The 14342-nt window shown below is 40.5% G+C and carries 16 protein-coding genes; 10 read left to right on the forward strand and 6 right to left on the reverse strand.

Annotation, left to right across the window (positions count from 1 at the left end):
* Position 1: 1 nt before the first annotated feature.
* Positions 2 to 469: a DinB family protein gene (locus MQE36_RS03775; protein ID WP_242937840.1), complete on the reverse strand. Its 468-nt coding sequence runs from the start codon at positions 467 to 469 to the stop codon at positions 2 to 4.
* 76 nt (positions 470 to 545) lie between these two features.
* On the opposite strand from MQE36_RS03775, the gene MQE36_RS03780 reads away from it, so the two are divergent.
* Both MQE36_RS03780 and MQE36_RS03785 read left to right on the forward strand, forming a co-directional pair.
* Positions 546 to 899 carry an arsenate reductase family protein gene (locus MQE36_RS03780; protein WP_242937841.1) on the forward strand — a complete coding sequence of 118 codons (354 nt, stop codon included), beginning with the start codon at positions 546 to 548 and terminating at the stop codon, positions 897 to 899.
* Positions 900 to 902: 3 nt separating this feature from the next.
* Positions 903 to 1796, forward strand: coding sequence for a DMT family transporter (locus tag MQE36_RS03785; RefSeq protein WP_242937842.1), 894 nt, complete (start codon positions 903 to 905; stop codon positions 1794 to 1796).
* Here MQE36_RS03785 and MQE36_RS03790 read toward each other — a convergent pair.
* On the reverse strand, positions 1788 to 2264 hold the full coding sequence (locus tag MQE36_RS03790; protein ID WP_242937843.1) for an acyl-CoA thioesterase: 477 nt from the start codon (positions 2262 to 2264) through the stop codon (positions 1788 to 1790). The two genes, MQE36_RS03785 and MQE36_RS03790, sit on opposite strands and share 9 nt — an antisense overlap.
* 167 nt (positions 2265 to 2431) lie before the next feature.
* Between MQE36_RS03790 and azu the strand changes: the two genes are divergently transcribed.
* Both azu and MQE36_RS03800 read left to right on the forward strand, forming a co-directional pair.
* Positions 2432 to 2956 (forward strand): azurin, encoded by a 525-nt coding sequence (gene azu, locus MQE36_RS03795; RefSeq protein WP_242937844.1) that lies wholly within the window; start codon positions 2432 to 2434, stop codon positions 2954 to 2956.
* A 27-nt stretch (positions 2957 to 2983) separates the two neighbouring features.
* Positions 2984 to 3862 carry a 3-keto-disaccharide hydrolase gene (locus MQE36_RS03800; protein WP_242937845.1) on the forward strand — a complete coding sequence of 293 codons (879 nt, stop codon included), beginning with the start codon at positions 2984 to 2986 and terminating at the stop codon, positions 3860 to 3862.
* A 59-nt stretch (positions 3863 to 3921) separates the two neighbouring features.
* Here MQE36_RS03800 and MQE36_RS03805 read toward each other — a convergent pair whose 3' ends face one another.
* The 3 genes from MQE36_RS03805 to MQE36_RS03815 form a co-directional block, all read right to left on the reverse strand.
* The gene (locus MQE36_RS03805) at positions 3922 to 4791 is read right to left on the reverse strand and encodes a hydroxypyruvate isomerase family protein (protein ID WP_423242482.1); all 870 of its coding nucleotides are present in this window, start codon (positions 4789 to 4791) and stop codon (positions 3922 to 3924) included.
* 67 nt (positions 4792 to 4858) lie between these two features.
* Positions 4859 to 5431 carry a gluconate 2-dehydrogenase subunit 3 family protein gene (locus MQE36_RS03810; protein WP_242937847.1) on the reverse strand — a complete coding sequence of 191 codons (573 nt, stop codon included), beginning with the start codon at positions 5429 to 5431 and terminating at the stop codon, positions 4859 to 4861.
* An 11-nt stretch (positions 5432 to 5442) separates the two neighbouring features.
* Positions 5443 to 7158, reverse strand: coding sequence for a GMC oxidoreductase (locus MQE36_RS03815; protein WP_242937848.1), 1716 nt, complete (start codon positions 7156 to 7158; stop codon positions 5443 to 5445).
* A gap of 142 nt (positions 7159 to 7300) precedes the next feature.
* Here MQE36_RS03815 and MQE36_RS03820 point away from each other — a divergent pair, with 142 nt between their 5' ends.
* The 6 genes from MQE36_RS03820 to MQE36_RS03845 are packed head-to-tail and all read left to right on the forward strand — an operon-like array spanning position 7301 to position 13350.
* A complete protein-coding gene (locus tag MQE36_RS03820) occupies positions 7301 to 8293 on the forward strand; it encodes a sugar phosphate isomerase/epimerase family protein (protein ID WP_242937849.1) in 993 nt (330 codons plus the stop codon).
* A 25-nt stretch (positions 8294 to 8318) separates the two neighbouring features.
* On the forward strand, positions 8319 to 9551 hold the full coding sequence (locus MQE36_RS03825) for a nucleoside permease (RefSeq protein WP_242937850.1): 1233 nt from the start codon (positions 8319 to 8321) through the stop codon (positions 9549 to 9551).
* 18 nt (positions 9552 to 9569) lie between these two features.
* On the forward strand, positions 9570 to 10709 hold the full coding sequence (locus tag MQE36_RS03830; protein WP_242937851.1) for a Gfo/Idh/MocA family protein: 1140 nt from the start codon (positions 9570 to 9572) through the stop codon (positions 10707 to 10709).
* A 2-nt stretch (positions 10710 to 10711) separates the two neighbouring features.
* The gene (locus tag MQE36_RS03835) at positions 10712 to 11764 is read left to right on the forward strand and encodes a sugar phosphate isomerase/epimerase family protein (protein WP_242937852.1); all 1053 of its coding nucleotides are present in this window, start codon (positions 10712 to 10714) and stop codon (positions 11762 to 11764) included.
* A gap of 14 nt (positions 11765 to 11778) precedes the next feature.
* Positions 11779 to 12534, forward strand: coding sequence for a 3-keto-disaccharide hydrolase (locus MQE36_RS03840; protein WP_242937853.1), 756 nt, complete (start codon positions 11779 to 11781; stop codon positions 12532 to 12534).
* A 3-nt stretch (positions 12535 to 12537) separates the two neighbouring features.
* The gene (locus MQE36_RS03845) at positions 12538 to 13350 is read left to right on the forward strand and encodes a 3-keto-disaccharide hydrolase (RefSeq protein ID WP_242937854.1); all 813 of its coding nucleotides are present in this window, start codon (positions 12538 to 12540) and stop codon (positions 13348 to 13350) included.
* Between the two features lie 9 nt (positions 13351 to 13359).
* Here the strand turns inward: MQE36_RS03845 and MQE36_RS03850 are convergent, their stop codons facing one another.
* Positions 13360 to 14223, reverse strand: a complete 864-nt coding sequence (locus MQE36_RS03850; protein ID WP_242937855.1) for an aminotransferase class IV — start codon at positions 14221 to 14223, stop codon at positions 13360 to 13362.
* Between the last annotated feature and the right edge of the window lie 119 nt (positions 14224 to 14342).

Genomic DNA, 14342 nt, shown 5'->3' on the forward strand with positions numbered 1-14342 from the left:
ATTATACTGAAGACAATGCTCTCTTCTGAGCGAGCACATAACCCATGTGAATGCCTTCATGAAAATTATTAAATTCCAGAGCTTCTTCAATATTGCTTAACGTACTCCCATTGGTCTGCACCGTATATTGCTGATATTGCTGAAACTTGTTTTCATTATAATCCTGTTGAAGCTGATCAAGTGTGGAAAACAAAAGCTCTATAAGCTGATCCACCTCTTCCCGTGTTACATCACGAACAGGTTTCGTTCCTTTTCGATATGCCTCTATCATTTCATCAGAAACGTTCATTTCCAGCCCTGATAATTTATAGGCAAGCAATTGTTGTGTAACCACCACATGAGCTATATTCCAGAATATATTATTATTGAATCCCTCAGGAATTTTATTCAGGTCTTCTAAGGAAGTACTTTCCAGTAAATTTTTAAAAATCGCTCTGTTTTTTGTTGTAATATCAAAAGTCCATTCCATTTTAAAAGTATTTTTTTTCAAAGATATTTTAAAAGAACTTACTTTGCATCGTATTTCCACTCGAAAGCTACAATTCATGAAAAAAATATACCACCTCAGCACTTGCGACGCCTGTAAACGCATTATTAAGGAACTCAACCTGCCCGGCGATGTTGTAATGCAAGACATTAAAACAACACCTGTAACCAGTGATCAATTGGAAGCAATGAAAAAATTATCAGGCACCTATGAGTCACTATTCAGTAAAAGAGCCAGGCTATACAAGGAAAAAGGTCTTAAAGAAAAAGATCTCGGCGAAAACGACTTTAGATCATTCATCCTGGAACATTATACATTTTTGAAAAGACCGGTAATCATTATAGACGATCAGATTTTTATCGGAAACAGCAAAAAAGTAACCCAAGCGGTCTTTAACGTTTTACACCCGTAATTAATGGACAGAAGAATTCTTGCATTAATTGCCGCCTTTATAGCGTCTGCCATTTACGGTATTAACCACACCCTTGCAAAAGGGGTGATGCCAACCTATGTACAACCCTACGGCTTTATTCTGATTAGGGTTCTTGGCGCCGCCATCCTGTTCTGGGCTATCAGTTTCTGGGGACCAAAAGAAAAAATATCCAAATCCGACTGGCCAAGGATCATAGCCTGTGCTATACTCGGCATGGTTATCAATATGCAAGTTTTTTTTAAAGGCCTAAGCCTTTCAACCCCTATTCACAGCTCCTTAATAATTACGGTTACCCCTATTCTGGTTTTTGTATTATCTGCCTTTTTGATTGGTGAAAAACTAAGCTGGCTCAGAGCCCTCGGTATTATACTCGGGTTTGCGGGTACAGCCGGACTCATACTTTACGATAATACCGAAGCGGTGAACGCCCCAAATATTCCGCTTGGCAATTTGCTCTTTGTAATTAATGCTACCTCGTACGGACTATACCTTATTATGGTTAAACCCCTTACCAACAAATACCATCCGTTTACACTAATGAAATGGCTCTTTTTGTTAGCCGTCTTTATTAATGTACCGATCAGTTACAACGAATTCTCTCAAATACAATGGCAGAAACTGCCCATAGATATCATTCTGAAAATTGCTTATGTTGTACTGGGAACAACTTTTGCCACCTACCTGCTGAATGTTTTTGCCATCAAAACCCTGAAAGCATCTACTATAGGTGCCTTCATATACCTGCAACCGCTTATAGGCATTTTGTTTGCTGTAGCTGTAGGTGCAGACAAGATTAACGCCATGAAGATTGCAGCAGCGGCTTTGATATTTACCGGGGTATATCTGGTTACCCGAAGAACCGAGAAATCAGCTTAAGTCCATTGGCTTCTTTTTAAATCTGCGGGTATCTTCTTTTGTAAGCACCTTAAAATCTTCCGGTTTACGAACCCCTTCAAACATGGTTTGTAATTCCTGTTCTAAACCTATCAGTTTCCTGGTCTTAAGATCAATCCACCCCCCCATCATTTCACACGAAGCAAAGTTACGGCCTTTATAATCGTAAAAGTTATGCCTGAATTCAAAAAACATACCATCTTCGCTTAGCCCCGACAACTCCAGCGACACCTTTACGGGTTTACCGGGAAAGACTTCCCTGAAATAGTAGATATGCTCATAAAACACCACCGGCCCGATATCGTGCTTTTGCAGCAAATGCTGATCAAACCCATTCTCTATCAGGAAAGACATTCTTGTATGCGCAGCGTAAGCAATATATGCCTGGTTTGCCAAATGCCTGTTGGCATCGACATCATTCCACCTAATTTCAAACTCTTTTATATACATGGATCTTAATATTATGCGTGCATAACAAAACTACTATTAATTGATTAGTTTTTCAAATGATATTGATTTATATGTTTTTTGGTTCATCAACAGATAAATTTGATACGACCAGCATACGAAAAACCTTTCTATTACTTATCTTAGTCCGAAACTAAAAAATTTTAAAAATGAAATTGTTCAATAAAGCGCTTACACTTGTTTTCACAGCAGCATTAATAAGTTGCGGCGGGAAAGAAGAAAAGAAAAAAGACGGCTTCCAATACGATGAAAGAAGCAAAGACACAGAAACTGCTACGCAACCTAAAAAAGAAGATGGTGTTTCTGAAGTGATTATTACAGGGGATGATCTGATGAAGTTTAACCTAAAGGAAATTAAAGTAAAGGCAGGAGACAAAGTAAGGCTCACCCTGAAGCATATTGGCAAACTGGATAAGAATGTGATGGGACATAATTTTGTACTTCTGGCACAGGATGCCGATTTAATCGATTTCGCTACCAAGGCTGCAACGGCTAAAAAGACAGACTTTATTCCTGAAGGAAGTGAAAATGATGTTATTGCACACACAAAGATCATTGGCGGAGGCGAAACAGACGTTATTGAATTCGAAGCGCCGGAAAAAGGCACATATCAGTTCTTGTGCAGCTTCCCCGGACATTATGCAATGATGCAGGGCAAATTTATAGTAGAATAACATCAAATCTGTTAACCAACCAAAAACATGGACAAAAAAGCTTTTCTTCTCTTTTCATTATCTGTTTTTACACTGTTCTTTTCGTGTAAGAATGAGAAAAAAGAAAACACTGAACCCCGGAAAACTGTAACGCTTAACTGGGAACAACTTTTTAACGGCAAAGATTTATCCGGGTGGACCCCTAAAATTTCCAAACACGAACTGGGAAATAATTTCGGAGAAACCTTTAGAATTGAAGATGGCAAAATGATCGTTCGGTATGATCAATATGAGGCGTTTGACAAACAGTACGGGCATATTTTTTACGAAAAACCATATGCGGCGTATTTTTTGGCTGTTGAGTATCGATTCGTAGGCGAACAAGCCAATGGAGGTGAAGGCTGGGCGTGGAGAAACAGCGGGGCGATGCTCCACAGTCAAGACCCTAAAACCATGACCAAGAATCAGGACTTCCCGATTAGTATTGAAGCACAGTTTTTAGGGGGTGACGGTGAAAACGAGCGTACAAACCTTAATCTTTGCACTCCCGGGACAAACGTTTTTATTAACGACTCCCTGTTCACCCCGCATTGCGTTAGTTCTACATCTAAAACATACCATGGAGATCAATGGGTTCGTGCCGGATTTTTAGTCTTAAAAGATTCCCTGGTTCAACATTATGCCGGAAACCAGGTGGTAATGGAATACACCAGACCACAAATAGGAGGCGGCATGGTGAATGAAACCGGCGAAGGCATTAAAATTGATGGAAAACCTTTGACTGAAGGATATATATCGCTTCAAAGCGAAAGCCACCCAATCGAATTCAGAAAAGTCGAGATTATCGACTTGGCCTCTGTATATGAGCAGAAAGAAGAACTCGAAAAGACCATTAAGACCATCCTGGAAGAAGAAAAATCAAAATAATTCACATTAAAAAAAGCCGATTATCTAAAACAATCGGCTTTTCTTTTTATCTGTAAAACTTAAAAATCATCTACTTCTTTGTAGGCGTCTATTACAGCACGCTCACCTTCTTTTCCCGGCTTTGAATTTCCATGTTCCATTCCAAGAACTCCATCAAATCCTCTGGCGTGAATATGCCTAAATACATTTTTATAATTAATTTCTCCTGTTGTCGGCTCTTTTCGTCCGGGATTATCCCCTATTTGTATATAAGCTATTTCATCCCAGCAAGCATCGATATTAGGAATAAGGTTTCCCTCGGTAATTTGCTGGTGGTAGATATCGAACAGGATTTTACACGATGGAGAATTAACCGCTTTGCAAACCTCAAAAGCCTGAGGAGACTCGCTTAAGAACATTCCCGGGTGATCTCTAAAGTTCAAAGGTTCCAATACCATCACCAATCCGTGAGGCTCTAAAATTTCAGCTGCCCGTTTTAACGACTCTACTACATTTGCAGTCTGATAAGCTATATTTTTACGCAAATCAACATGTCCGGGCACTACCGTCATCCATTTAGCATTAACGCGTTTAGCCACTTCCACCGAACTTTTTATATCGTCTAAAAACTCTTTTCGGTATGAAGCATCACCTCCTGCAAGGTTGGGCTTATTCCAGTATATCTTATGCGCCACAAAAACCCCCATCTGAATGCCGTGTTTTTGCATGGTTGAAGCCATTTGTTCCTGTGTCTGAACTGCCCTGCTTTTCATCCCATTATCCTCAAAGGCCTTAAAACCCTGACTTGCCATGAACTCAAGCTGGGAGACCTCATCCTTACCTGCAAGGTTTTTAAACATCCCCAGATGTGGAGCGTATTTCAGCTTGAATATATTTTCGCCATTTTTAACATTGTCCTTATTTGCAGAAAAAGCCTCTGAAGTAATCATAGATGCACCTATAGTTGATAAAGCAGTGTTTTGAATAAACTTTCTTCTTTTCACGTTCATTTTAATTTTATAAAGACCACGACTTTCCTCCGGTAAGGTCCTGCAGGTTTTCACATCCTAAATACTGACCGGGCACAGGATCATAGGCCAAAACAGTTTCTCCGATAACCTCACTGTTCCTGTACGCATTAATGGTCATCCACTTTATGCTGCCAAGCAACTGGGCAATTTCCTTTTCTTCTCCCTCCCTTTCAGCTTTAGAAAGATATTTATCCAATATCTTCTGATAATCCTGCTCTTTGACCTTGTTAAGGTCTTCAGAATAATCAGCTCTGATTTCAGTTATCAGGGCTTTCATGGCATTCTTCTTTTGCTCCTGTTCTTCAGAACTCACTACGTCTTTTAAAATGACGTCTATAAATTGAGGAACATTTACTTCAGACGCAGAGGGTAAATCTGTTTTAGGCAATATCGTATCCACCAAACCTATCAAAACGACGCCCTCATCTACAGTTAAATACTCAGGCTGCCAGTTTTCCACAGCCGTATTACAACTTTGCAGTAAACTCAACAGAGAAGGGGTTGCCACGACAAAGCCGGTAGTTAACCCTATATTTCTAAGTGCTTTTCTTCTATCCATGTCTCCTGATATTAAATATTTTGCTTTTTCAACTCTTTAACCGCATGGTCAACAGCCCTTGCCGTAAATGCCATATAGGTCAATGAAGGGTTCTGACACCCCGAAGAGGTCATAAACGACCCATCGGTTACAAATACGTTTTTAGCAGCATGCACCTGGTTAAAACCATTCAAAACTGATGTTTTCGGGTCGTTACCCATTCTTGCCGTACCCATTTCATGTATCCCAAGTCCCATTCCTCCGATTGAATCGTAGGAGCTGACATTTTTAAAGCCTGCCGCTTCAAGCATGTCAACCGCCTGTTGCTTCATATCCTTACGCATGGCAAGCTCATTCTCGCCAAAATCTGCATCGAATGTAACCGTAGGCAAGCCCCATTTATCTTTTTTATCGTAATCGAGATACATTCTGTTTTTATGATCAGGCAATGTTTCACCAAAACCGGTAAGTCCCATACTCCATCCTCCCGGATGAAGAATGGCCTCTTTCAGCTCTTTCCCATAATTAAGCTCGGCAACAAAACCACCATCATAACCGGCACGTCCTGCTCCTCCCTGATAACCATATCCTCTCAAATAGTCTTTTCTATCAGTAGTTCCCCCAAGATTTCGGAATCTTGGAATATAAATTCCGTTAGGTCTTCTTCCCTTGTAGTATTTGTCTTCAAAACCATCTATACTACCTCTGGCCCCTACTCTAAAATGGTGATCCATCAGATTATGCCCAAGCTCACCACTATCATTTCCAAATCCTTCCGGGAAACGGTCTGATTTCGACTGTAGTAAAATAGATGTTGAAGCTATGGCAGAGGCACACAAGAAAATCACCTTCGCTTTAAACTCGTATGTTTCATTTGTTTCAGAATCTATGACACGAACACCGGTTGCTTTTCCTTTCTGGTCATCATAAATAATTTCATGAACTATTGAATTCGGCCTGAGCGTCATATTTCCAGTTGCCTCGGCTACAGGCAGTGTTGAAGAGTTACTGCTAAAATACCCCCCGAAAGGACACCCTCTCATACAACGGTTTCTATACTGGCACGAACTTCTGGTTCCGGGTTTTGTACCTTCTGTGATATGAGCCACTCTCCCTATAGTCAGTAGCCTGTCATTAAATTTATCAGCCATGGAAGATTTTAAATGTTCCTCCACACAATTTAATTCCATAGCCTTTAAGAACTGTCCATCCGGCAACTGTTTCAACCCCAGATTTTCCCCGCTGACACCTATAAAACGTTCTACATGATCATACCACGGAGCTATATCTTTATATCTGACCGGCCAGTCAACCCCGATGCCTTCTTTAAGGTTAGCCTCAAAATCTATCTCACTCAGGCGATAGCTTTGTCTTCCCCACATGAGCGACCTTCCCCCTACATGATACCCCCGAATCCAGTCAAATCGCCTGTCTTCATTATATGGATGTTCTATATCATCGACAAACAAATGATCGGTTGCCTCACTTACCACATAACCGGTCCTGTTCTGTTTAGGTTTTCTTTCTATCATTTGCCTTGTAGCCCTTCCACCATGTTCAAAGTCCCAAGGATCTTTATTGGCTGTAGGATAATCTTTCACGTGTTTAAGGTCTCGCCCTCTTTCCAGCACAAGAGTCTTCAACCCTTTCTCGCAGAGCTCTTTAGCTGCCCATCCTCCGGAAATTCCTGTACCCACTACAATAGCGTCGTACTCCTCCTGAGGTGTGTTATAATAAAAAATACTCATGTTTTTTGTTTTAAAAATTCGATGCCCCCCAAATATATAAATTAATTTTTTACATTAGTTGGATGTTTATTTTAACAGATTCATACCTAAAAGACTTAATTAATATATAATTACCGAATTTGCAGTTAAAAACCACTCCCTTATGAAAAGAAGAATTTTTCTGAAAAACACAAGCCAGTTTGGCATTGCGCTATCTGTTCTTGGTTTAGCATCATGTGCCGAAAACAACAAGAAAAAAAACGCTGAAAACCCCGAAAACATTACAGGATCAAAAGAACCGTTTTTCAAACTCTCTCTTGCCCAATGGTCTGTGCACAGAATGATTCACAAGAATGAACTTAACCCATTGGATTTTGCCAAAATAGCCGGTGAATGGGGATTTTCCGGTCTTGAGTTTGTAAATCATTTATACAACAAGGAGTTAGACAAAAACACAAATTTGGCTTTGTCTGTTAATAAATTAACTACAGAATTGAACAAACGCAGTAAAGACAATAATGTTACGAACCTGATTATGATGGTTGACTTACCCGGTGATATTGGGAGTCTGGCCTCTGGTGATGAGGCCAAAAGAAAAGTTGCCATAGAAAGTCATCAGGTATGGGCAGATGCTTCGGCAGCTTTAGGCTGTCATAGCATGAGGGTTAACCTGCATGGAAACTCAAATCTTGAAGAATGGACAAACTTCTCTGCTGAATCACTGGCTACACTTTCCGAATACGCTTCAAAAAGCAACCTGAACATTATTGTAGAAAATCACGGTGGTTTCTCATCAAACGGACAATACTTGTCCGATGTAATGAAAAGAGTAAACATGAGTAACTGTGGTACACTTCCTGACTTCGGGAACTTCTGTATTAAGAAGGAGGATGGAAAATGCACAGACGAATACGACCGATACACAGGTTTAAAAGAATTACTCCCTTTTGCAAAAGGGGTAAGTGCAAAATCATACGATTTCGATGCTGAGGGAAATGAAACAACCATAGACTACAAGAAGGCTTTACAGCTGGTAAAAGCTACCGGATATAGCGGTTTTGTAGGTGTCGAATACGAAGGTGACAGACTAAGTGAAGAAGAAGGTATTAAAGCCACCCGGGACCTTCTGATACGTATCGGTTCTGAATTAGCATAATTAACCTGCCTAAACCATTTCTAAAATGAATAAAAAAATACAATTTCAACTATCCTTAATGATGTTCCTCGAATTTTTTATTTGGGGAGGATGGTTTGTATCATTGGGTACTTTTTTAGGAAATAACCTTAATGCTACAGGAGCAGAAACTGCCATGGCCTTTTCTACACAGTCGTGGGGAGCGATCATTGCTCCTTTTATAATAGGTCTTATAGCCGACAGATACTTTAACGCAGAAAGGATCTTAGGTATTCTCCACCTTATCGGAGCTATACTGATGTATCAGATGGCCAACGCCTCAGACTTTAATGCTTTTTATCCTTATGTACTCGGGTACATGATATTGTACATGCCTACACTGGCACTGGTTAATTCAGTATCCTTTAATCAAATGACCGACCCTGCCAAGCAGTTCCCTCTGGTTCGTGTATTCGGAACTATTGGATGGATTATTGCCGGACTTACGATCAGCTTTGTCTTTAACTGGGATTCATCAGAAGGCATCGAACAAGGCTTGCTGAAAAACACTTTTTTAATGACAGCCGCTGCTTCGGCTTTCTTAGGCCTGTTCAGCTTTACATTACCTAAAACCCCGCCACGGGCAAAAACATCCGGTGAAAAACCAACAATTTCGGAAATTCTTGGACTTGAAGCCCTCAGCTTATTAAAAAGCAGAAACTTTTTGATCTTCTTCCTGTCTTCCGTTCTGATATGCATCCCTTTGGCTTTTTATTACCAAAACGCTAATCCTTTTTTAGCAGAAGTAGGTATGGAAAACCCAACAGGTAAGATGACACTCGGACAAGCCTCTGAAGTCTTATTCATGCTTTTATTACCTGTGTTCTTTAAAAGGTTCGGAATTAAAATGACCCTACTGGTAGGTATGCTTGCCTGGACGGTAAGGTACTTATTATTTGCCTATGGCGATGCCGGAGAGCTTGCATTTATGCTGTTAATCGGAATTGCTTTACATGGCATTTGTTACGATTTCTTCTTCGTGTCCGGACAGATCTACACAGACTCCAGAGCAGGAGAAAAATATAAAAGTGCCGCACAAGGATTGATTACACTTGCCACGTATGGCGTGGGTATGTTAATTGGCTTCTGGGTAGCAGGAAATATCTCTGATCATTTCTTATTATCAGATGGTTCGCATGTATGGACATCCATATGGACATATCCGGCATTCTTTGCATTGGGTGTTTTAATCTTATTTATTATATTTTTCAAGAATGAAAAAGTAGAGTACAAACAATAAAAAACAGAAACAAATTACATGAGCAATAAAATTAGATTGGGAATCTTAGGAGGTGGCGGTGACTCCTTGATAGGCGTCTTACATCGCGTGGCATCTTCAATGTATGATAGTTATCATTTGGTTGGTGGTGTTTTTAATCCAAATCAAAAAGACAACCTCGAATTTGCCGAGAAGATAGGCATCCCGACTAACCGTGTTTATAAAGATTTCGATACGCTTATAGCCGAAGAAACTAAACTTCCTGAAGATGAGCGTATGCAGGTAATATCGATATTAACCCCTAACTTCCTTCATTTTCCAATGGCAAAAAAACTACTGGAAAATGGTTTTAATGTTATTTGTGAAAAACCGATGACCACAACCTACGAGGAAGCTAAAATTCTTAAAAACATACTGGATCGATCCGAAGTCGTTTTTGCTGTAACATATACATACACCGGATATCCTATGATCCGCCAAATGAAGGAGATGATCGCTTCAGGCGTAATAGGACGTATTCAAAAAATAGATGCACAATATTATCAGGGATGGATCAACCCAATCATTCACGATGAAGAAAAAAGAGCTAATACCTGGCGGTTAGACCCTGAAAAATCAGGAATCAGCTGCTGCATCGGAGATATAGGAACCCATGCTTTCGATATGGTCGAGTATGTAACCGGCATGGAAGTCAGTGAAATTTTAGCCGACCTTAACTATGTGTACAGTAACAACAAAATGGATGTCGACGGTACAGTTCTCTTGCGTTTTTCTGAATTTGTAAAAGGCATCATCAGAACAAGTCAAATTGCCACCGGAGAAGAAAACAATTTCACTGTCAGTATTTATGGAGATAAAGGCGGCTTAAAATGGGAACAGGAAAACCCGAATTACCTATACCACCTTACCGAATCCGAACCATTAAAAGTTTTAAAACCGGGACATGCATATAACAGTGCTCTTTCGCTGGACGGAACTAAGTTGCCTCCGGGTCATCCGGAAGGAATTTTCGATTCTATGGGCAACATATACAGAGGAGTAGCTAAAGCTGTCAGAAAGGAAAACTATCATCCCGGTGAATTCCCAACGATGAATGATGGCGTCAGGGGTATGAATTTTATAGAGAAAGTAGTTGACTCTCATCAAAAAGGAAATGTCTGGATTAAAATTGAAGATTAAACATGAAAACAATAAAAGGACCTGCTGTTTTCCTGGCTCAGTTTGTAGATAACAAACCACCGTTTAACAGTTTAGACGGCATGTGTAAATGGGCATCAGAACTGGGATACAGGGGCATACAAATACCTACCTGGGAGAAATTTCTGATTGACCTTGATTTGGCTTCGGAAAGTCAGACATATTGTGACGAACTGAAAGGAAAAATCAATTCTTACGGATTAGAGATTACTGAGCTATCGACTCACCTGCAAGGACAATTGGTTGCCGTTCATCCTGCCTATGACACCATGTTCGACAACTTCGCTCCGGATCCGTTAAAGGGAAATCCGAAGGCAAGAACAGCATGGGCTGTAGAAACTGTTAAAAAAGCCGCCATTGCCAGTAATCGCCTGGGGCTAAAAGCACATGCGACGTTTTCCGGCGCACTTTTATGGCACACTTTCCATCCCTGGCCGCAAAGACCTCCGGGACTTGTAGAGATGGGCTTTGAAGAACTTGCCAAAAGATGGCTTCCCATATTAGATGTTTTTGATGAGCATGGGGTAGATGTTTGCTATGAAGTTCACCCTGGTGAGGATATCCACGACGGAGATACTTTTGAACGTTTCCTCGAAGCAACCGGAAACCATAAACGTGTAAATATCTTATATGATCCTTCGCATTTCGTACTGCAACAATTAGATTATATAGAATACATCGATCATTATCACGAATTTATTAAGGCATTTCATGTAAAGGACTCTGAATTCAACCCTACAGGAAAAAAGGGAGCATTTGGAGGATACAACAACTGGGGCGACCGCGCCGGTCGATACCGTTCACTTGGTGACGGCCAGGTGGATTTTAAAAAAATATTTTCTAAATTAACGCAATACGGTTGTGATGTCTGGGCTGTCATGGAATGGGAATGTTGCATCAAAAGTCCGGAACAAGGTGCCCGGGAAGGGGCTCCTTTTATTCAACGGCACATTATCGAAGCTACTGAAAAAGCATTTGATGATTTCGCGGGTGGGGAAATAGATAGAGAAACACTAAAGGACATTTTAGGTCTGTAAAACAAACTAACAAGATGAAAAAGCTGGCTTTCCCGTTAATTGCATGTATTGTATTGGTATCATGTAAACAAAACGAAAAAAAAGAAACTGCTGTGACTACTGAGAAAGTTGAATCCAATACTGCTAAAACCGACAACCCGGATACAGAACAAGATAAATGGATTATGCTATTCGACGGATCTTCATTTGATGCATGGAGGGGTTACCTGAAAGAAGACATCCCAGATCAGTGGACTATCGAGAGTGATGCCATGGCATTCACTCCGGGAAAAAACGGGGGCAGCAACATTATCACAAAAGAGAAGTTTAAAAACTTTGAACTCTCACTGGAGTGGAAAATATCCGAAGGAGGCAACAGTGGCATTTTCTGGGGTGTCCATGAGGATCCCAAATTCCCTGAAGCATACCAAACCGGACCCGAAATACAGGTTCTGGATGACGAACGACACCCCGATGCAAAAAACGGAACGACGCATCAGGCCGGATCTCTATATGATATGATCGCACCATCTGAAAAAGTCGTTAAACCGGCAGGGGAATGGAATACATGCATTATCAGGATAGATCATAAAAACAATGCAGGCAGCGTTACACTTAATGGCACAGAAATAGTCAAATTCCCTGTTCATGGTCCGGAATGGAATCAAATGGTCGATAATTCAAAATTTAAAGGCTGGGAAGGCTTTGGCAAATACCCGACAGGACATATAGGCCTGCAAGATCACGGGGATAAAGTTTGGTACAGGAATATAAAAATTAAACCCTTGTAATTTATGTTTTTAAGAAAAACTGCTGCCTTTATCCTTGTTATACTAATTACAGGGTGTAAAAACAAAAATCAGAACACCGATAAAATTGCCTTACACAGCCCTATTGAAGCAGACTCTACAAAACAGAAAGAGCCTACGATTCCTGAAGATACCGAAATATGGGAGCCCGTACCGAAAAAAGTAAACACAACCGGAAACAATAATATTCCTTCAGATGCCATTATTCTTTTCGACGGCTCTGCCCTCGGTGCGTGGGTCAGCTCAAAAGACACCTCCAAAGTAGCGGACTGGATCATAAATAATGATAGCAGCATGACTGTAAAAAATGGTGCCGGGGATATCCAAACCAAACAGGAATTCGGAGACATCCAACTTCATATAGAATGGAAAAACCCTGCTACATCTGAGGCAATTGGACAAAATCGTGGCAATAGTGGTATATTCCTGCAAAACAGATATGAAATACAGGTTTTAGATACTTATGAAAATAAAACCTATGTAAACGGGCAAGCAGCTGCCGTGTATAAACAACATATACCGCTGGTTAATGCCAGCAAGCCTTCAGGAGAATGGCAGACTTACGATATCATCTATCGCGCTCCTATATTCAATGAGACAGGATCCAAGACAAAAGACGCCACCGTTACGGTTCTTCACAATGGTGTTTTGGTACAGGATCATGTATCGATCAAAGGTACGACCGAATATATAGGCTGGCCCAAAAACACCCCACATGCCAAAGCGGCCCTTAAACTTCAGGATCACATGGACCATAGCGGCGTAAGCTTTCGAAATATATGGGTCAGGGAATTATAGCCTTGTACATTATATGTATCTCCTGGTCTTTCCTATAAGCTCCTGTTGTAAAATACGGGTAATCTCGCCTATTTGGTTTTGTTTAAATCTTGCAACTCCATTCATCACCACAGACCTGACAGCCAGTATCTGTGTTGTGGTTCCGGTCAAAAACACTTCGTCTACAGTTGAAAGCTGATCAATACTCAAGGGGGTTTCGATAATTTGAATATTATTAGCCCTACACAAGTCTATTGTTGCTTTTCTCGTTATACCGGGCAATATAAACTTACCATTGGGATGCGTGTAAACCACTTTGTTCCTTACAAAGAAGACCGAAGAATGAGAGCCTTCGGTAATCACCCCGTTTCTGTGTAATACATTTTCATGGAATCCATTTTTTACCGCTTCATTATTCATGGCCACATTCGCTACCAATGAAGTAGATTTAATATCACAGCGGTGCCACCTGTAATCCTCGGATACCAACACATCTACAGATTTTTCTTCGAAGCCTTCCAAAACAACAGGGAAAGCATAAATCAATACGGTCGGTTTACTTTCTGAGGGATATGAATGTATCCGTGGAGCGACTCCTCTCGTTACCTGAATATATGCAGCACCATCACTCCCATCCAGGTCCGCTTCCCTGATTGCCTTTAACAAAACATCATTAATACCATCTATTTCAAATTCAATATTTATCTCTTTAAGACCGTAGCTCAACCTGTTTAAATGATCTTCTTTCAGGAAAAATTTCCCATTGTAAAACGGAATCACTTCATATAAACCATCGCCAAAAACAAACCCCCTGTCAAATACAGAAATTTTCGCTTCTTCAGCGTTCTTCCATTCGCCATTCAGGAAAACCCTTTTCGGGAAACTCTTTTTCATAACACTAACAATATAATTTCAAAAATACATCATGTTGTAAAAAACTAAAGCATTCACCTCTCAATTAACACTCATAATGCTACATCGGGAACGCTCCACTTCCCGGATTTACCTGTCTT

Source organism: Zhouia spongiae (assembly GCF_022760175.1).
Lineage (GTDB): Bacteria > Bacteroidota > Bacteroidia > Flavobacteriales > Flavobacteriaceae > Zhouia > Zhouia spongiae.